We start from the raw sequence: 19,145 nt of genomic DNA, 5'->3' as shown, positions 1-19,145 counted from the left end.
TATAATCGAACATCAAAGGGAGCGGATCGTCGCATGAACCATAAACCATACATGGATATCCCCTACGCATTGGAAGATAGGGAAGAGCTTCCGGAATGCCGATTTCGCTCGATCTGGAAAGTCCAGGCTAACGACGCCTATCAACCTCGCCATCCGCGCGGTTTTCCGGATTCGGGCATGTTCGTGACGTTCGCGGGACAGGGCCGAATTGAGCTTCCTTCGGGCGCGGTCGAGCTTGCCGCCGGCACCGTCGTCATCGTTGAGCCTGACATTCCATGCTCCTATCGCTGCGAGAACGATGATTGGAGGTTTTACTTTATCGACTTTCGCGACAGCGGAATGGCCCGCCATTTGGAGCTGCCGCTCGGCGAGACGATGATAACGGGGAAAATGCCCGAGATCGTCCGTCTGTGCGAAAGCTTGATTGACGGGTTAATCGTCCAGCCTGCCGGTTTCCGCTACAGCGCGCATCTTCGCCTTCAGGAAATCATGCTGCTTCTCGCGCAGGAACGGTACGGAGGCCATGGCACCCGTTATCCGGAGCTGGACGAAGCGCTTCACCTGATGCACCGCAACATCGGCATGACGCTGCGAATCGACGAGATCGTCCTGGGATCCGGGTTGTCGCGCACCGCTTTTTTTCAGCGATTTCGCGAAATGACCGGCAAATCTCCTCATCGCTATATGTTGGACCTTAAGCTGGCTTCTGCAAAGGTTTCACTCGAAACGACAAGTATGTCGGTCAAGGAAATTGCGAATGCACTCGGTTTTTACGACGAATTTCATTTCTCTCGAACGTTTAAGCGCCACTCCGGCGTATCGCCCCTTATTTATCGCCGTAAAAGCTTGCACTGAGCGGAAAAGCGCGGTTCATCCGGTGAGAGATCAGGCTTCGACGCGTTTCGACCGCTACATTTTGTTTCTATGGATTTTATACCTTGACAAATAATTATTTTTATGTTATAATAATTATTTATACTATTTACACAACTCTTTTCCTCTGTTATCTTTACGAGTACCCGCCATTCGCAAGCCGGTTCACGGCAAAGGCGAATGCGGAGCGATAACGAGGAGGAGTCAACCGATGCTTTTATCGCCAGGAATCGCTGTAATTGAACTAACCGCCGTCATTATGGGCAAGCCGAACACGATTTATCCCGTTCTGCTATGGGACGAACATGAGGCCGTTCTCGTCGACACGGGGTATCCCGGCCAAGCCGACTTAATCGGCGCCGAGCTTGAGAAATACGCCCTTCCCTCTTCCGGCCTAAGTCGGATTATCCTCTCTCACCAAGACATCGATCATATCGGCTCGCTGCCCGTTCTTGTCCAACGTTTCGAGGGCAAGATCGCGGTCATGTCCAGCCCGTTCGAGAAACCCTACATTGAAGGTAACCTTCGTCTGCTTAGAATAACGCCCGAAGCGATTGAGCAAGCCGTCAACTCTCTTCCAGCGAACGTATCCGACCAGTGGAAACAGGCGTTTCGGCATTCGCTCGAGCACCCGCCAAGCTCTCCCGTTCATGAAACTCTTGAAGACGGTCAAGAGCTGCCCATCTGCGGCGGCATCGTTGTCATCGCAACCCCCGGTCATACGCCGGGACATCTCAGTCTGTATCACCGCGCCAGCAAAACGCTAATTGCAGCCGACGCTTTAACGGTAAACGATGCGGGCGAGCTATGCGGACCGGACCCGGTTACGACGCTTGATCCGGAGCTCGCGAGACATTCGTTGACCAAGCTGCTCGACTATGAAATTACGACGGTCGTCTGCTATCACGGCGGTCTGTACCAAGGAAACGTACGGCAGAATCTGCTGAAGCTCGCGCAATCGGAGGAGAATTAACGGCGAGCCGGTCCCCTACCTCGTTCAAGGACCGAAGACCGTGCTGTGCTTCCATATGTTACAATAAGTGAATCATGCCCTTACGGGAGGCCTGCGCGGAAAATGTCGAGCGATCAATCCTATACGACCGAAGAAATCGCCCAATTGTTGAAAATATCAAAGCTGACCGTCTACGACCTGATCAAAAAAGGCAAGCTCCCTGCCTATCGGGTAGGCAAACAGATGCGAGTGGACGCAACGGATCTGGAAGCCTATAAGCGGCAGTCCAAGGGGGGCGTCGGGCTCTCTGCCGCTTCGACCGACGAGCCTCCCCACATTCGTTCTGCGACGAAAGAGCTCGCGGGCGTCCGTCCTCTTGTCATTACGGGGCAAGATATGAGCCTCGATATTTTATCGAAACATATCGAGAAACAGGCCGCCGGTTTTCGAGCCTTGCGTTCCTTCGCCGGATCGCTCGACAGCTTGATCTCGATGTATCAGGGACAGGCCGATCTGGTCAGCACTCATCTGCTTGACGGGGATACGGGAGAATATAATTTGCCGTATATCCGTAAAATTCTGGTGGGGTCCTCTTACATTGTCGTTAACCTGCTTGCCAGGCAAGCCGGGTTTTACGTGCGGCAAGGCAATCCGTTCGGCCTTAAAGGCTGGCAGGATCTAGACAAGCCCGGCCTGCGCCTCGTCAACCGCGAGATCGGCTCGGGCGCTAGAGTGCTGCTGGACGAACAGCTGCGCCTGCATCGGATCGCCCCTTCTTCCTTGCTCGGATACGACACGATCGAATCCAATCATCTGGCCGTCGCAGGTAAGGTTGGACTGGGTGAAGCGGACGTCGGCATCGGCATCGAAAAAGCGGCGGCTATCGTAGGCAGCGTCGCTTTTATACCGCTGATTCGCGAGCGTTACGATCTCGTAATGAGAAAATCTCCCGACAACGCTCGCTGGATCGAAGCGGTTTTGGACATCTTAAAGTCCGAAGCTTACTTAAACGAGCTCCGTGCGATTCAAGGCTACGATCTGTCGGAGACCGGCACCATTTTGCTGGAAACGTGAATGCGTATCAAAGTGTTAGCGGGACGAAATGAAGAAATGGCGACTCAGGGATGAAATCCCTACAGTCGCCATTTCTTCATTTTCGTGCTGATCTGGTCAAGTGAGCTGTGCCTTAAGTGAGCTTACCTACTTTTAAGACAGCCTCTTCGTACTCTATCGCTCTAGACCGTAAACTTCCGTACCAATTGCTGCAAATCATTGGCGATGTCCGACAGCGTCTGCGAGGAACGCGTCATCTCTTCGCTCGATGCGAGTTGCTCCTCCGTCGTAGCCGCCACTTGCTGGGACATGCCGGCCGTCTGCCGGGCGGTATGTCCCATGCTGGAAATCGAGGCTGCAACTTCTTCCGAGCTGGCGGCGAGCTGTTCCGCAGCGGCAGCGGCTTCTTGAATTCGGGTGGATACCTCTCCCGTCGAAACGACGATCTCTTGGAACGCCTGCTCGGCATGCTCTACGGCAAGGACGCCCTCCTGCACTTCCTGCAAGCTCAACCTCATTGCCTCCGCGGCTAAGAGCGTGTCCTTCTGAATCTCGGCGATTAGCTCGATAATGCCCTTGGAGGATTCGTCGCTCTGCGATGCGAGCTTACGCACCTCGCCCGCCACAACAGCAAAGCCCTTGCCGTGTTCTCCCGCTCTGGCCGCTTCGATCCCCGCGTTCAGCGCAAGCAGATTGGTACGGTATGCGATCTCACCGATTAAACCGGAAATATTGCCGATCCTCGCCGATTGCTCTTCTAGCTGCTTGATCGTTGCGCCGGCCTGCTCGACTGTTTCGGACAAACGTTGAATACGTTCGGACACTTCGAGAATTTTGGCGGAGCCGTTGTTCGCTTGCTGCGCCGCCTGCTGAGACAGCTCGGACACCTCTCCCGTCGTCTCCGCGATTCTTTGAACGCCATCCGCCATTTCATCGATCACCCGTCCGCTCTCCGCAGCCGTATTCGCTTGTTTCTCCGAGTCGGCGGCTACCTGGCTGATCGATTCCGATACGTGCCGGGCCGCTTCCGAATTTTGCTCGGAGCTTGCATTGAGCTGCACTGACGCCGTCGCCACCGAAGTCGAGGCTTCCTGCATCCGCCGAGTTGAGTCCCTCAGCGCAAGCAGCGTTTTATTTACCGACTCCATCATGACGCCGAACTCGTCCCGACGATTGTTTCGAAGCAAGTCGACCCGAAGATCTCCGGCGGCGATTCTATTCATCACCGTAGTTGTCGCTTTGAGCGGCCGGGTCAGGTTGACAATCAGCAGCCATGCGAGCACGCCTACGACGATCAGAATGCCGATGCCCAGAAAGAACAGAACGCTGGACGTTGCTTCATACACCGATTCGCTTTCATTCTTGCTGTTGACGGCCCCTTCATGGTTAAACTCGACAAGATTTTGGATTTGGGTCTTTAATAAGTCGAAGGACTTGGATACGGTGTCCATGGCTGCAGCGGCTTCTTCTTGGGTAGCGCTGGGGTCGGCCGTCTTGGCCAGATCGCTCTGAAACTGGTTCCACGCCTGAACCAGCGCCTGGTAATGAACTTGGTCCTGCTCTCCCGATATCGTACTTTCGTATTTTTGGATATCTTCATCAATTGCGGTTACGAGCAATGCTCTCGCATCGGCGAGCTGCTTCGATTGCTCCGCGTCGTCTTTAATGGCCTGTATCTGATAGTAATTGCTGAGGAAGCGCTCAATCTTCAAGTTCGTCTGCAGGATGGCTTCCGTCCCGAACAGCCATTGATCGGTGACCTCGTCCGTATAGTTGCTTACTTGCTTAATTTGCGACAGCCCTGCCCAACCAAACGCAAACACGAATACCAATACGATTGCGAATGATCCCAACAGCTTTGTTCTGACCGATCTCATCAAAGTTCCCCCCGCGACAGATATCCTATGCTTTGCATACTGATATCATAGAAGGGAGAATCTCAAAACACTATTAGAAATAATCCTTAAATTGTAAAAATGAGGGATAGAGGCGGCAATTAAATTTTTCCAGCCGCCTCTGACGATCATGAGATACGTTTAATTTTGACCCGTTGCAAGCGCAGCGCGTTCAGCACGACCGACACCGAGCTTAACGCCATCGCCGCTCCCGCTACCCACGGAGCCAGCAGGCCGATCGCCGCGATCGGAATGCCCAGCGTATTGTAGCCGAGCGCCCAGAATAGATTTTGCCGAATGTTGCTCATCGTCTTGCGACTCATATAGATCGCATCCGCAATGCTGGCCAAATCTCCGCGCATCAGCGTAACGTCGGCCGCTTCCATCGCCACGTCCGTTCCGGTGCCGATCGCCATTCCGATGTCCGCCGTCGCCAGCGCGGGAGCGTCGTTGATACCGTCTCCGACCATCGCCACCTTTTTGCCCTCGGCTTGCAGCTTGCGCACTTCCTCCGCCTTCCCTTCGGGCAGCACCTCCGCCAATACGCGATCGATGCCGACCTGGGCGGCAATGGCTTTGGCCGTCCGTTCGTTGTCTCCCGTAATCATGATGACCTCTATGCCTTGCTCCCTCAGTCTGCGAACGGCTTCTCCCGACGTCGGCTTGACCGTGTCGGCTACCGCGACCATTCCTGCGTAACGATCATCCACCGCCACAAGCATCGCCGTCTTGCCGGACTCCTCCAGCGCGGACATTGCCTCGTACGCACCGCTTGCGTCAATATTAAAGCGCTCCATCAATCTTCGCGTTCCGACAAGCAGCCGTTTTCCTTGCGCCGCAGCCTCAACGCCGTATCCGGGAATCGCTTCGAAGGATTCGGCAGCGGCGATGCGGATATTTTTCCGCTGGATTCCGGCAACGATCGCTTCCGCAAGCGGATGCTCGGACTGAAGCTCCGCCGCTCCGACAAGACGGAGAAATTCCGTTTCGTCGCCAACGGCGATCACATCGGTCAGCTCCGGCTTGCCGTTCGTCACCGTCCCCGTTTTATCGAGAACGACGGTGTCGATTTTATGCGTCTGCTCCAGATGCTCGCCGCCCTTGAACAGGATGCCCAGCTCCGCGGCGCGACCCGAGCCGGCCATAATGGAAGTCGGTGTCGCCAACCCAAGCGCGCACGGGCAGGCGATAACCAGAATCGCGATCGCCTTCTCCAATGCCTCGGCGAAGTCGCCGGGAGCGACGAAGAAATACCAAACCAGGAAGGCAACGACGGCGATTCCGACGACGATCGGCACGAAGATGCCCGAAATGACGTCCGCCACCCGTTGGATCGGCGCTTTGGAGCCTTGAGCCTCCTCGACGACTTTGATGATCTGGGCAAGAGCCGTATCTTTGCCGACTCTGGTCGCCTTCACTCGGAGGGCCCCGTTTTTGTTGATCGTAGCGCCGATAACCGAGTCCCCTACCCTCTTCTCAATCGGCAAGCTCTCTCCGGTAAGCATCGACTCGTCTACGGAAGATACGCCTTCCAGCACTTCCCCGTCGACCGGAATTTTATCTCCTGGACGAACGAGAACGATATCTCCCATCTGCACCTCTTCAACCGGTACGGTCATCTCCTTGCCGTCGCGAACGACAAGCGCCGTCTTGGCTTGCAGCCCCATCAGCGACTTGATCGCCTCCGACGTGCGGCCCTTGGCGCGAGACTCCAGCAGCTTGCCCATAATCACGAGGGTGATCAGAATCGCGCTCGTCTCATAGTACAGAGCTGGACCGTGATGCTGCATCCCGCTTGCGACATACCAATCGATCGTTAAGTACAAGCTATAGAAATAGGCGGCCGAAGTGCCCAGCGCTACCAGCACATCCATGTTCGCACTGCCGCTTCGAAGCGCCTTGAACGCTCCGACGTAAAATTGTTTGCCGACATAGAACTGAACCGGTGTCGCAAGCAGAAGCTGGAACCAAGGCTCCATGAACAGCTTCGGCAAATAGATCCAGGAAGTGAACGAAAAGTGGGCGACCATGGTCCACAGCAGGGGCAGCGAAAGAACGGCCGAAAAGATCAGCTTATTGAGCTGCTTGCGAGTTTCCTTCGCCCGTCTGGCTTCCGCATTCTCATCGTCTTGGCGAACAAGCGCCTGATAGCCGAGCTGCTTGACCTTGCTTTGCATATCGCCGATCGAGACGGTGCCCGGGTTGAATTCCACGCGGGCCGATTCCAGCGCGAAGTTGACGGAAACGCCGGTCACGCCCGGAAGCTTCGCCAGCCCTTTCTCGATTCGGTTGGCGCACGCCGCACAGGTCATGCCTTCCAGCTTGAACTGCGCGACCTCCCGAACCGTATCGTAGCCGAGCTTGCGAATCGTCTCCTCCATGCGGTCGACGCCGATCTTCTCCGGATCGTATGTCACGCTCGCCTGCTCCAGCGCAAAATTGACGTTGGCAGCGGAGACGCCATCCAGCTTGCCGAGCCCCTTCTCGATCCGATTGGCGCATGCGGCGCAGGTCATGCCGGTAATTTGCCAAGACGTTTGTTTGGTTTCGCTTGTCGCGGTCGTTTCCACTGTCGCTCACTCCTTGATCCGCAGCTGATTAAGATTTTACGTCGTATCCTTGATCTTCGATCGCCGCTTTGATTTTTTCGATGGTCGTGCTGCCTTCGTTATAGGAAACTTCCACAGAGCCGTTTTTCAGGTCGACTTTGCCTTCGGCTCCGATCTCCTTCAGAGCGCCCTCGACCGAGTTTACGCAGTGCTGGCAGCTCATGCCTTCGACTTTTAATGTTGTTGTAGCCATAAAGTTCATCAACCTTTCGTTTGTGTTTGTTTTTCTTGAACTTAGTATACCCCTCTACCCTATATTTAGTCAACACCATTTTTGAAAAAATGTCGATGATGACCTTGGTGCAATCAACAAAAGGGGTTTGTCCCATAAGTATAGTTGCTTAAGCTGACCAATAAATAAACAAGGGGTGTACCCCTGTAAATGCCTCATGCGCTCCTGAATGACCTTGTCCTGGGTTTCCTTTCCCATTTCAGGAGCGTATCGCATCGGAAGGAGGTACATCCCCTTGTACCTTGTTCATCGATTATCTTTTCCGGCAGCTTGGTTGCCTTGTAGCTCAGCCCCGTTTGCTTACTTCATCATTTTATTCATCGTCGTCATCAATTCGTTGATGACGTCCATGTCGCCTTCTTGAATTCGCTCTACGACGCAGCTTTTCATATGATTCTCAAACAGCAGCTTCCCCACTCCGTTCAAAGCCGATTGAATGGAAGCAATCTGGTTTAACACGTCGTCGCAATACGTATCCTTCTCGATCAAGCCTTTGATCCCGCGCACTTGGCCTTCAATCCGGTTCAAGCGGCTAAGCAGGCTGTTTTTGACTTTGTCGGAGTGATGGCTTTTGCGACCCGAGCTTCCGTCCGAACAGCATTCCGCTCCTTGCTCCGAGCCATTCTGATGCTCTTCCATTGATATGTTCATGCGGATCGCCCTCCTCGCCCTTTCTTACTAATATACTCCCATCCCCTATGATTGTAAACGGTCCGCGAGCGGACGCCTCCGTTAACCCTGCTTGATCCCCAATGTTTCCCGGCAATATTGTTCCACTGCCGACTCGATCGCATCGATAAAATCGACGCCAGGCTGCCGCAAGAAATAGGCGTTCGCCCCCATGACGATTCCGACCATCGCGCCAGCGATCGCCAGCGCGGCCAGATCGTCCTTCCCTTTGTCCAGCCTTTCGGCAACCAGTTCTGCGAACAAATCGAGCGTATTGTTCATCTGACCCATCAAGGCCGCCTGCAGTTCGGGCACCTTGGCCACTATCTCCATTCGAGTCCGTATCTCCTGCCTGGCTTCGGCTGAAATCCGCGCTTTGCTTTCTTTAATGACGTTCAGATAGGCTTGAATCGGATGAACGTCCCGCGGTTGGCTCTTGTAAAGCTCAACCAGCATCGGATCGAAATCGTCCTCCAGCACAAGCGCTTCCTTCGTCTGAAAATAGCGGAAAAACGTGCTCGGCGAAACTTCCGCAGCCTCCGCGATCTGCTCTACAGTCGTCTCGTGATAACCCTGTTCAAGAAATAACCGGATCGCATTATGCTGGATCGCCGCCCTTGTCTTGAGTTTCTTCCGCTCTCGAAGCCCCAGCTTGGCCGAATCTGTCGCTGTCACTGTTCCGTCTCCTCCCCCGGTCCACTCGCAAAGCTTTCTTATAAGTGTATCCATTTTCAGGAGGACGAGCAAATCTTGAGGGCGCCCGGTCGTGCAACCGATCAGACGCTCCGTTCCCGGGCAGTGCCGAGACGCGCGCTTTGTTTCGGCAAAAACGCAAGGGCCATTGCGATTCCCAGCAACGTGATGCCGCCGCATAATCCAAGCATGACCCCCATCCCGCCCGTAAACGAATGTTTGACGGATTGCAGCAGCGGCTCGGAGCCGACCGCCCGGGCTGCAGCCATCCCGGCCGCAACGCTTTTCTGAGCCTTCTCCACAGCCGCCTCCGGAAGATCGCCGAGCGCCAACCGCGATCGGTACGTTGCATTCAGCGCCGCGCCGAGCAGCGCGACCCCCAACGAGCCGCCGAACTGACGCAGCGCCGTAATCAAAGCCGAGCCTACGCCGCTTCTCTCCGCCGTGAGCTCGCCCAATGCAGCATCCATGGAAGTCGGCAAAGCCATGCCTAGTCCGATACCCGCTACCGTCGTCCATACCGCTGCAAAGCCGAATCCGCTGTCCGCCGTCGTCAGCGCACCGGCGGCGAGCCCGGCCGTTAAGGCGGCAAAGCCGCAAGCGATCATCGTGCGGGTTCCCGCTCGTGCCAACAAGCTTTGCGCCGCCTTGGCTCCGAGAATGACACCGCCAATCAAAGGAAGAAGCCTGAGGCCGGTAGTCAGCGGATCGGCGCCCTGCACCGCCTGGAAAAATTGCGGCAAAGCGAAAATGATTCCGAACATCGCGAAGTTGGCCATCGTCGAGAGTATGGCCCCCCACGTAAAACGGGAGGAGCGAAACAAGTCAAGTTCGATAAGCGGCTGCGAAGCCCTCCGTTGCCACAAAACGAACACAAGCAACAACGCCATTCCCGCCGCGATTGCCAGCAACGCCAGCGGATCCGACCAGCTTGTCTCGCCGGCACGAATAATGCCGTAAGTAAATCCTCCAAGACCTAAGCTCGATGTAAGAATGCCGGGGAAGTCGGGGCGTCGCGCCGACGAGCTGCGCGATTCCGGCAGAAGCATGCCGACGGCCAACAATGCAACCGCTACAAGCGGCAGATTGATCAGGAAGACCGAACCCCAGTCGTAATGCTTTAGCAGCCAGCCGCCGAGAATCGGTCCGATCGGAATGCCGAACATGTTCGCCATCGTCCAGATCATCATCGCCTTAGTCCTCTCTTCGCCTTCGAACAGGACAGGCAAAATCGACATCGACAGAGGCATAATAAAGGCGGCGCCCAGACCCAACAAACATCTCATCGCAATCAGTTGCGCAGAAGAATCCGCCAAAGCGCAGCCTGCGGAAGCCAATCCGAAGACGATAAGCGCTGCCAGCAAAAACTTTTTGCGCCCATATCGGTCCCCCAGCATACCCGCCGGCAGCAGAATCGCTGCCAGTACCAGCGTGTACGAATCAATAATCCACTGCAGAGCGCCTGTCGAAGCCTGCAGCTCCTCCGCCAAGGTCGGCAAAGCGACATTCAAAATCGTCATATCCAGCGAGATCGCCAGTATGCCGAATGTCAGCGATCCGAGCACCCACCATTTCCGTTTCCCATTGCCTTCCATCTTACCAACCGCCTCCTTCGCGTTAATTCCAACATAATGAAATATAATATCTTTTGATAGTTACTGTCAATATATATTTAATATCACTTTTTACGATTGAATTTCCGCAGCACTAGACAAAAAAAAAGAACTATTCCGCGATCCTCTTGCGAAGATCGACAAAACAGTTCTTCCTATCTCAATTGATCGAGCTCATCCGAGGTCCGATACCGCACCGGCAAACAAAATACAGCCTGTGGCGCGATCTACGATCGCGGCGATAAACGGCCTATCGACCTTCATCTGGAACGGCTCGTCGGCAGGCGCCGCCCCTGCCATCATCTCGATTACGGTCGCCGCTGCCGCCTCGGTGCCCTGCTCATCCACGCTGAGGGTCGCACGATGCGCAACCTTGCTGATGAACAAGTTCGGCGGCTCCGGCGCCATCGCCGAAAAATCCGCCCGCGTCGGTTCAAGCGCCTCGATGATCCCTGCCTGCCGCAACGCGTCCGTCGCATTGGTCGAATACTCCAGACGGAGCTTTGGAATTTCTATGCTTCCCTTGCGGACTTCGTATTCCTCTGTAAGCAAGTCGGGATCCGCGGCCAGCATAGCCGCTACTTTGGACAACGAGACGTCTTTGTCCGGAAGCAGGATCGTCATATACGCCGATTCGCGTTTGCCGTAAGGAAGACGGATTGCTTCGTACTCCTCCTTCTGCGCATACGGATAATAGCCGCCGTTGGCCATCATCTTCGCGGGAACGGTCTCTCCGTCGGAAATATGGAACTGCCCGTCCGTCGTCTTCTCGGCGCTAAACGGCTTCGTCCATGCGCCGTTAAAGTAAACCGCATTCAGAACGTACATCGCCGCATCCGCTTCTACCCCTTCCAGCAATCGCTCGATTCGGCCGGCGGTCGCTTCCTTCGCCCATTCGTTCATCGTTTCAAGCGTTTGCGGCTCGGCAAAATTAACTCGACTGACTTCCGCTCTAAAGTCGTTGCGGCTTCTGTTAACGAAGGTATCGTGAAACGGCTTGCCTTCCTTCAGCCACAGGGAGCTGAAAACATTCATCTCCACGCCGTCTTCGCCCGGATGGCTTAGCAAATCGACCAATACCCGGTAGCCCGCTCCGATCTCGTCTTTGGTTCTCTCCCCGAGACCTAGCGCCCCCCTCATCTCTTCTTCGGTTTTCCCTTCGCCTCCCGTCGCTACCAGCGACAGCGCTGACGATAGGCTTAAAGGCGACAGCAGCACGTTCTCGCCAGGCGTATCGGCCATCAGTTTCTCCATCAAGGACAATCCGAAGCCATTGGACGCCTGCACAAGAGCCGGGTCGACATCTTGAGCCGTATAGGCACTCGCCTTCCGTTCGCTTTTCACCTCCGGGCTGGCCCCTTCGTCCCGATTGCCGCAGCCGGAGCAGGCCAATACGGCCGCCAATCCTATGCCTAATGCTGTTTTGCGCATTGCTCGCTCCCCCTTTCTTTACTCAACAGGACGTTGAATGGAAGCAAGAAGTTGCAGTTCAGGAAAATCACGGCGCTGGAAAAAAGAAAGAGCCGCCCCGCACATTTTCAGATGCGCGGCCGACAGCCCTTGTTGTTACGTACTGCGATTATTCGCGATAAGCGCTTTTAGCGGCAATAACGAATTGTTCGAAGAACGCGTCGTCCTCCTCCAACCATTCGTCCACCACTTGTATCTCCTCTTCGCTGCCCGCGCCGTCGCTAAAGTTCAGCGCATAGCTCCAATTGTTTTTACCGTTGTCGCTCTGAATCGTCACTTCGTAGCCTTGTTTGTGATTTTCGATTGCGAAGCGGATCAGTCCGACGTAACCGTTGTCCTCGTCCCGGGTCATAGTCGCGCTAATTATCGTTGTTTTCATACCGTCACCTCCCCTGCAATGTTTCATTAAACCTATCAATAAAGCTATTTTCTTAAGAAAACGTTTCCCTTCCTCTTGACATGATACATTTTGTATCATAAATTAAATTTAGGTTCATTTAATTCCGATCAAGGAGATATGACGAATGACGATGGGAGACAGATTGCGCAAGCTGCGGCTGCAGCGCAAAATCTCGCAAGAAGAAGTGGCGCGCCATATCGGCATTACGCGCTCCGCATACAGCCATTACGAGATTAACAATAGACAGCCGGTCTATGAAACTCTGATCAAGCTTGCCGCCTTCTTCGACGTTTCGCTCGATTATATCATTGAAGGATCGCAGCCGAAACGATCCCTTGATCCGCCCGACGCGCCGAGCTCGGATGATATTCTTACGCTGTTCCGGCAGATGAGCCACGAGCAGCGCAAGCAATCCATTTCGTTGATCTCGGACTTCCTGAGCGGGGAGCAGCGCGCGGACGGCAGCCGCTAGAGACGGACAGGAAGCTCGATACGGAAGACGCATCCCCCGCCCTCCGAATTGCGGACATCGATCCGGCCGCCGTGCAGATCCACGATTTCCTTTGAGATCGCCAGCCCAAGTCCTCCGCCTCCCGAACCGGAAGAGCGGGAATGGTTCTTTCGATAATATCGATCAAACACGCGCGGCACGTCGGCTGGTTCGATTCCGGGTCCGCTATCGGCGACCAAAATTTCCACGCGCCCGGACTCCGGCAGCGTTCGCAGCGTAAGCGCGATTTCTCCGCCTTCGGGGGTGTAGCGAATCGCATTGTAGAGCAGATTGGCGAACACTCGGTCCATCTGCCGGACATCGACCGCTACAAGCGTATCGGCGGCTTCTCCGATAATTTCGCAGCTAAAGAGGATACCTTTGCTTTGCATTTCCAAACCGTATTGCTCCGTTATTCTTTCTTGCCAGTACGACAGCGGAATATTCTCAAGCGTCAGCTCCAGCCTTCTCGCTTCCAGCAAGGACAGATCGAACAGATCCTGAATAAGAGAATTCAGTCCGTCGACTTTCGACAGCATCGATCGAATCGTCTTGTCGCGCTGCTCCGGCTCGGAGATGACATCGTCTCTAAGCGCCTCCAAATACCCTCGCAACAGCGTTATAGGCGTTCTCAAATCGTGGGAAATGTTGCTGACCAAGCGGGTTCTCGCCTGCTCTATTCTCTCTAGCTCGGTCTTGGCTTCCTCCAGCGTAACGTAAGAACGCCGCAGCTCCTCCGTCCGCTCCTCGATTCTATTTTCCAATGAGCTGTTCCATTCGATCAGTTGAGCAGACAACTGCTCCGCCCTGTCGTAGGTCAGCGAAAACCTGCGCGAGATGATGAACGAATTCATAACGATCAGGAATAGCAGGCCGAACGGGAGCAGGTCGATCGAACGCGACCACCCGTTGTAGAACAGGATGTCGTTGACAATCGTAACGACAAGTCCCGCGACGCCGATCAGCGCCAGCACCGCCCCTTCCCGTTTCCGGTGCGCCGCCGCGACTAAACCGGCTAGCGCCCGCCCGCTGAACAGAAGCACATAGAGCTGGTTGACGATCAGCCACGACGTGAACGACAGAGGCGGCACAACGGCGGCAACGAGAATTAACACGGCTCCGCAGCCGGTAGCGGCTTTGAACCAAACCTTCTTCAGCTCGATGGGATACATTTTGCAGAAGTAGCCGAAACCCGCCCACGCCGCCATGACGAACGCCGCGTATTCCAGCCGGATCGCCGTCTCCCAGCTCATGCCCTGCAGCCAGCGAACGATAAAGCCTTCCCCGATCAGCCCCGTCCTTAGTCCGACGCACAGGCAGAGCAAGGCGAACAGCACGTTGGCGGTCTCCTTGCGACGCAAAATATACAGCCCGAGATGGTAAAATCCGATCATCAGCAAGCAGCCCATAATAATAAGCTGCTGTGCGGCATGCCTGAGCTGCAGCCGCTGAATTTGCTCCGACGTGCCCATCACGATCGACGTGCGGATGCCGCCGTGCCGGTGGTCGTAGTTGGCGACGACAAGCTTGAGCTCCGTCCGGTCGCCGGGTGCGCTGAAATGAACGGTCGCCGGCACTTGGTGCGGGATGGACAGCCGCTCGTCAATATCGGGATGACCGCGCGAGTGCACCAGCTTGCCCCCGATATAGAGCTCATAGGAAGTCGAAATGTTCGGCAATCGAATGGCCATCATCTCGTTCATAGGCCGATGCAAAATCGTCAACCGGTATATCCCGTAGCCGATGTCGTCCAACTCCTTGCCGTCCCCGGGCTCCGTAGCCCCCCACGTTCCGGGCATGTTCAACGTCGTATCGCGATAGGAAGAATCCCCTGTCGCCTCTTGTGCGCGCTCCAGCCAACGGAAGTTCCATTCGCCGTCGAGCGGAACGGTTCCTTCCTCATCCCACGGCCATTCGGTCAGATCGATAACCCCTTTCTCGGCACGAGGCTCCTCCGGCCCGCTCCCGCGGGGGGATGGCGCGCACCCGGCCGACACTGCCAGCAGCAGCGCTACGGCCGCCAGGGCCGCCGCATACGCATACCATCGGCCGATCGGCATTACCGCTTTTCCCGATGTCACATTTCCCTCTCCTCTATTGTTCCATGTCAGTCCGATGCAAATAGGTTTCGAACGTCATTGTAACGGTGCATTGATTCCTCGTCAACGCTTTCGTTATAATAAGACGATTGGAGTGTTTTCCACATGTTCGGTTCTCCTCTTCATGAAATATGACGTTGGGTACGGAGGATTGAGATGACCAGCTACGAAGCGACCATACTCGTCGTCGACGACGAGCAGGAAATTACGGAGTTAATCGCCCTTTACTTGCAAAAGGCAGGGTTCGACGTACACGCGACCGACAACGGCGCGCACGCCCTTCGCTTGGCGGAGACGCTTCAGCCCGACTTGATTTTGCTCGACGTCTCTCTCGGCCGCATGGACGGCGTCGAGGTGTGCCGTTCGCTGCGGCAGGGACCGGTCGCGGATGTCCCGATTCTGTTTCTCAGTTGCAAATCGGAAGACCAGGACATCATTCGCGCGCTATCCGAGGGCGGCGACGATTATATTACGAAGCCGTTTAGCCCAAGCCAGCTTGTTGCGAGAATTCAAGCGCACATTCGCAGACGCAGAACCCGCGAAAGAAATCCGGAGGAGCAGATTTCGTCGCTCAGCTTCCCAGGGCTCGACATCGATTTTCACAGCATGGAGGTCCGCTTGAACGGCGAAGCGGTCTCGTTGTCGGCCAAGGAATTCGAGCTGCTTAGCGTTATGGCCCGATCGCCGAAACGGGTATTCCCGTTGGAGGAGCTGTATCGCAAAGTATGGCAGACGGACAGCATGGGCGACACGCGCACGCTGATGGTGCATGTCAGCAACCTGCGCAAAAAACTGGAAAGCGATCCCGCCAACCCTCGCTGGATTCAGACGGTAAGAGGCTTCGGCTACCGTTTCGGTCCGGTGGACAATGGCGAGGAACAGGTTTTGTAAGTTACGGAACAGGTCGAACCAAAGCACAGCGCTCGGCAAGCCCTCATGGGTTCGATCCATACAAACTATTAGACGACAAAAAGGAAGATCAGACGATGATGCGATTGGCGCAAGAATGGCAAGATTACGAATTGATTGACACCGGCAACGGCGAGAAGCTTGAGCGTTGGGGAGACGTCGTACTGCGGCGTCCCGACCCGCAAATTATATGGCCGCTCAAAACCGAGAACGCGGCGTGGAAGCAAGCCGACGGCCATTACCACCGCAGCAGCAGCGGCGGCGGGCAATGGACCTACAAGCGTTCGCTGCCCGAGCGCTGGAGCGTCGCTTACGGTCCGCTCAAATTCCATATCAAGCCGACTAGCTTCAAGCATACCGGCTTGTTCCCCGAACAAGCGGTCAATTGGAGCTGGATGATGAACAAAATCCGCGAAGCGAATCGGCCGATTCGCGTTTTGAACCTGTTCGCGTATACGGGCGGAGCGACGGTGGCCGCCGCCTCGGCGGGAGCGGATGTCTGCCACGTTGACGCCGCCAAAGGCATGGTCCAGTGGGCCAAGGAGAACGCTGAACTGTCCGGACTCGGATCCGCGCCGATCCGCTACATTACGGACGATGTGTTCAAGTTCGTGCAGCGCGAGCAAAGAAGGGAACGCCAATACGAGGCGATCATCATGGACCCTCCTTCTTACGGGCGCGGGCCTAACGGAGAGACTTGGAAGCTGGAAGAAAACTTGTTCCCCTTCCTGGAGACGTGCATGTCCATTCTCTCGGATAAGCCATTATTCGTGCTCGTCAACTCGTATACGACCGGCTTCTCTCCTACCGTCTTAAGCAATTTGCTTGAGCTTAGCTTCCGTCGCAAGTTCGGCGGAACGCTGGATTGCGGAGAAGTCGGATTGCCGATTACGAGCAGCGGCATGACGCTGCCTTGCGGCATCTATGGAAGATGGGAAAGCGGGAGTTGACAATCGGATTGATAACGAATAATAAAATTCCGTCTGCGGGCGGCAAATACGCCTCACTGATCGGCTTAGGCCTGTTGGCGATCGTTCTGACGTCCTGTGCGGACGCTTCTTCTCGTACGCACCCGTCCCGGTCCAGCCAGTCGCCTTCCAGTCCGGCTGTAACCCACACGGCTTCAACGGCTCCATCCGCATCGCATTCGCCGGCAACGCCGTCTCCCGAGACTAAGGAGCCTGTAGTCACGGAAGCGACGCTGCTGGCCGTCGGAGACATCATGGTGCACATGCCGCAGCTCCCCGCCTATTACGATAAGGGGACAGACAGCTACGACCTTACGTCCTGGTTCTCGCAGGTCAAGCCGATTCTAGAGCGCGGCGATTGGGTCGTCGGCAATCTGGAGACGCCGATTGCCGGCAAGGATTTGAAGTTTACCGGTTTCCCGCGGTTTAACGCTCCTAACGAATTGGCGGACGCGATTAAAGGCGCCGGCATCCAGCTTGTCTCAACCGCCAACAATCATTCTCTCGACCGCGGCGTTCCCGGCGTTCAACGAACGCTTGCAACCGTACGCAAAGCAGGCCTTATCCCATTTGGTACATCGGCCGACGCCAAGGAGCAAAGCCGCAACGTTATCGAGGAAAGAAACGGCATTCGCATGGGTTTTCTTTCTTACACTTACGGCACGAACGGCATTCCGATTCCCAAGGGCAAGGAATACGCCGTCAATCTAATCGACCGCAGCGCCATCAAGAAAGATATCGCGAAGCTTAAGAAGGCCGGAGCCGATGCGGTCGCCGTATCCCTTCACTTCGGAGTCGAGTATCAGCGCATGCCGAATGCCGAGCAAACCTCTCTGGCCAAGGAGCTCATCGGGGCCGGGGCCGATCTGATTCTGGGCTCGCATCCTCACGTCGTTCAGCCGTTTGAGGAGATTTCCATCCCTGCCTCCGAGAGCTTCGACGGCTCTCCGCGCAAAGGAGTCGTGATCTACTCGCTCGGCAACTTCATTTCCAACCAGACGGGGGACTGGAAGGATGTCGGCGTCATCTTCGGCGCACGCTTGAAGAAAACCGTCCATCCTGACGGAACCGTCGCGCTCGAATGGAAAGAGATTACGACAGAGCCGACCTGGGTTCACATCGTCTGGAAAAATAAAAACCGGCATTATACGGTTATCCCGCTTGCAACCGAGCTGAAGCAGCGCAGCTTCTCGGCGCTGACGGCAAAAGATTACGAGAAGATGCAGACGATGTATTCCGGCATTCGCAAGCATCTCCGCAAGCTTGTCGCGGGCTGACTTCCAAGCTCGGAGATCGACGGCTGCATTCGCATTACTTGCAAGTCAATCAATAAAAAGAGCAAGCTCCGGACGGACAAACGGTCCCATGGAGCTTGCTCTTTTCTATTTCCTGACGACGAATGCCTAGGGCGTGTATGCAGACTCCGAGGATAGCAGATATGGCCGAATTTTCGTTCCATGCAAGGAGCTTTTGTGAAGGCGTACCGGGGGTACGTCAAGCAAAAGTGACGAAGCAGGGGGGCGAAAAGGCGATGATAGATGCCCCTGAGCGGGTTTGCATACACGCCCTAGCGTCTACACAACCGGCTCGGCCGTTGATTCGGGCGCCGACTCCGACATTACGGACGTCGGCGGTCCCGGCTCTGAGGTCGTCTTAGCCGATTCGGGCGTTCCGGCAGTCGGCTGCTCCGTTTCCTCCCGTTCCTTCGTTGGGCGTTCCGTCGCTTTCGCTTCCCTGGTCCCGGACACCTTGCCCATCAGATAGACGAGCAGTTGACGATTGTGGCTAGAAATGCGATCCAATGACTCGTTGACGATCGCGGCGCGGACGGCGACGCCCCGCCCGACCTCCGATCGCCCGAGCTCCGTCATCGTTACCCATACGATTCTCCGGTCGGCCTCATCCCGTCTCCTCTCGACCAAGCCCGCCCTCTCCATACGATCGAGCAGCGTCGTAATCGCCGCCGGAGTCGTCTCCAGGTGAGGAAGCAGCTCGGACGGCTTCATCGGCTCATGCGCTTCCAGCAGCTCCAGCACCTCCAGCTGCCCGGCCGTCAGTTGCGGAGCCAGCTCCGCCTCCATTCGCGCGTTCCAATCCTTCGTGAGCTTGGTCCAGCTTTTCACAAATTCCGCCGCATTGTCCACGAGTACGCCCCTTTCATCCCGAACATTGCCTTCTTCTTTATTATACTTACCGTCTCTGTCGAATGATAGTTTAATG

Annotated in this window: 17 protein-coding genes; 7 read left to right on the top strand and 10 right to left on the bottom strand. The window is 55.6% G+C overall.

Going from position 1 to position 19,145, the window contains the following annotated elements; all coding sequences use genetic code 11:
- Window positions 1-33 precede the first annotated feature (33 nt).
- The 3 genes from DFP98_RS13030 to DFP98_RS13020 all read left to right on the top strand — a co-directional run bounded on the left by DFP98_RS13030 (window position 34) and on the right by DFP98_RS13020 (window position 2,899).
- Window positions 34-855, top strand: coding sequence for an AraC family transcriptional regulator (locus tag DFP98_RS13030; protein ID WP_181917661.1), 822 nt, complete (start codon window positions 34-36; stop codon window positions 853-855).
- Between the two features lie 229 nt (window positions 856-1,084).
- Entirely contained in the window at window positions 1,085-1,846 is a 762-nt protein-coding gene (locus DFP98_RS13025; protein WP_116061037.1) for an MBL fold metallo-hydrolase, read from the top strand.
- A 102-nt stretch (window positions 1,847-1,948) separates the two neighbouring features.
- Window positions 1,949-2,899: a helix-turn-helix transcriptional regulator gene (locus DFP98_RS13020; RefSeq protein WP_116061036.1), complete on the top strand. Its 951-nt coding sequence runs from the start codon at window positions 1,949-1,951 to the stop codon at window positions 2,897-2,899.
- A gap of 161 nt (window positions 2,900-3,060) precedes the next feature.
- Here the strand turns inward: DFP98_RS13020 and DFP98_RS13015 are convergent, their stop codons facing one another.
- From DFP98_RS13015 to DFP98_RS12980, 8 genes are all read right to left on the bottom strand, one after another.
- The gene (locus tag DFP98_RS13015; RefSeq protein ID WP_116061035.1) at window positions 3,061-4,755 is read right to left on the bottom strand and encodes a methyl-accepting chemotaxis protein; all 1,695 of its coding nucleotides are present in this window, start codon (window positions 4,753-4,755) and stop codon (window positions 3,061-3,063) included.
- Between the two features lie 146 nt (window positions 4,756-4,901).
- Window positions 4,902-7,343 (bottom strand): heavy metal translocating P-type ATPase, encoded by a 2,442-nt coding sequence (locus tag DFP98_RS13010; RefSeq protein WP_116061034.1) that lies wholly within the window; start codon window positions 7,341-7,343, stop codon window positions 4,902-4,904.
- 28 nt (window positions 7,344-7,371) lie between these two features.
- Window positions 7,372-7,575: a copper ion binding protein gene (locus DFP98_RS13005; RefSeq protein WP_116061033.1), complete on the bottom strand. Its 204-nt coding sequence runs from the start codon at window positions 7,573-7,575 to the stop codon at window positions 7,372-7,374.
- 339 nt (window positions 7,576-7,914) lie between these two features.
- Window positions 7,915-8,265 (bottom strand): metal-sensitive transcriptional regulator, encoded by a 351-nt coding sequence (locus DFP98_RS13000; protein ID WP_116061032.1) that lies wholly within the window; start codon window positions 8,263-8,265, stop codon window positions 7,915-7,917.
- Window positions 8,266-8,346: 81 nt separating this feature from the next.
- Window positions 8,347-8,958: an acyl-CoA-like ligand-binding transcription factor gene (locus tag DFP98_RS12995; RefSeq protein ID WP_181917660.1), complete on the bottom strand. Its 612-nt coding sequence runs from the start codon at window positions 8,956-8,958 to the stop codon at window positions 8,347-8,349.
- 101 nt (window positions 8,959-9,059) lie between these two features.
- Window positions 9,060-10,571, bottom strand: a complete 1,512-nt coding sequence (locus tag DFP98_RS12990; RefSeq protein ID WP_116061030.1) for an MFS transporter — start codon at window positions 10,569-10,571, stop codon at window positions 9,060-9,062.
- A 192-nt stretch (window positions 10,572-10,763) separates the two neighbouring features.
- Window positions 10,764-12,020 carry a serpin family protein gene (locus tag DFP98_RS12985; protein WP_116061029.1) on the bottom strand — a complete coding sequence of 419 codons (1,257 nt, stop codon included), beginning with the start codon at window positions 12,018-12,020 and terminating at the stop codon, window positions 10,764-10,766.
- A 148-nt stretch (window positions 12,021-12,168) separates the two neighbouring features.
- Window positions 12,169-12,438 (bottom strand): hypothetical protein, encoded by a 270-nt coding sequence (locus DFP98_RS12980; protein WP_116061028.1) that lies wholly within the window; start codon window positions 12,436-12,438, stop codon window positions 12,169-12,171.
- Between the two features lie 145 nt (window positions 12,439-12,583).
- On the opposite strand from DFP98_RS12980, the gene DFP98_RS12975 reads away from it, so the two are divergent.
- A complete protein-coding gene (locus DFP98_RS12975) occupies window positions 12,584-12,931 on the top strand; it encodes a helix-turn-helix domain-containing protein (protein WP_116061027.1) in 348 nt (115 codons plus the stop codon).
- On the opposite strand, the gene DFP98_RS12970 is transcribed toward DFP98_RS12975, so the two are convergent.
- Window positions 12,928-15,030: a sensor histidine kinase gene (locus DFP98_RS12970; protein ID WP_116061026.1), complete on the bottom strand. Its 2,103-nt coding sequence runs from the start codon at window positions 15,028-15,030 to the stop codon at window positions 12,928-12,930. The genes DFP98_RS12975 and DFP98_RS12970 overlap by 4 nt on opposite strands.
- A 174-nt stretch (window positions 15,031-15,204) precedes the next feature.
- On the opposite strand from DFP98_RS12970, the gene DFP98_RS12965 reads away from it, so the two are divergent.
- From DFP98_RS12965 to DFP98_RS12955, 3 genes are all read left to right on the top strand, one after another.
- Entirely contained in the window at window positions 15,205-15,939 is a 735-nt protein-coding gene (locus DFP98_RS12965; RefSeq protein WP_116061025.1) for a response regulator transcription factor, read from the top strand.
- 98 nt (window positions 15,940-16,037) lie between these two features.
- Window positions 16,038-16,907, top strand: coding sequence for a class I SAM-dependent methyltransferase (locus DFP98_RS12960; protein WP_116061237.1), 870 nt, complete (start codon window positions 16,038-16,040; stop codon window positions 16,905-16,907).
- Complete coding sequence (locus DFP98_RS12955; protein WP_181917659.1) at window positions 16,823-18,202, top strand: CapA family protein; 1,380 nt, start codon at window positions 16,823-16,825, stop codon at window positions 18,200-18,202. Before DFP98_RS12960 ends, DFP98_RS12955 begins: the two co-directional genes overlap by 85 nt.
- Before the next feature lie 297 nt (window positions 18,203-18,499).
- Here the strand turns inward: DFP98_RS12955 and DFP98_RS40125 are convergent, their stop codons facing one another.
- Window positions 18,500-19,069, bottom strand: coding sequence for a MarR family winged helix-turn-helix transcriptional regulator (locus tag DFP98_RS40125; RefSeq protein ID WP_342772491.1), 570 nt, complete (start codon window positions 19,067-19,069; stop codon window positions 18,500-18,502).
- Window positions 19,070-19,145 lie beyond the last annotated feature (76 nt).

The organism is Cohnella phaseoli (assembly GCF_003386235.1).
In the GTDB taxonomy this organism is placed as follows: domain Bacteria; phylum Bacillota; class Bacilli; order Paenibacillales; family Paenibacillaceae; genus Cohnella; species Cohnella phaseoli.
The sequence above is the reverse complement of the archived record's forward strand: the minus strand, read 5'-3'. Positions and strand labels throughout refer to the sequence as shown.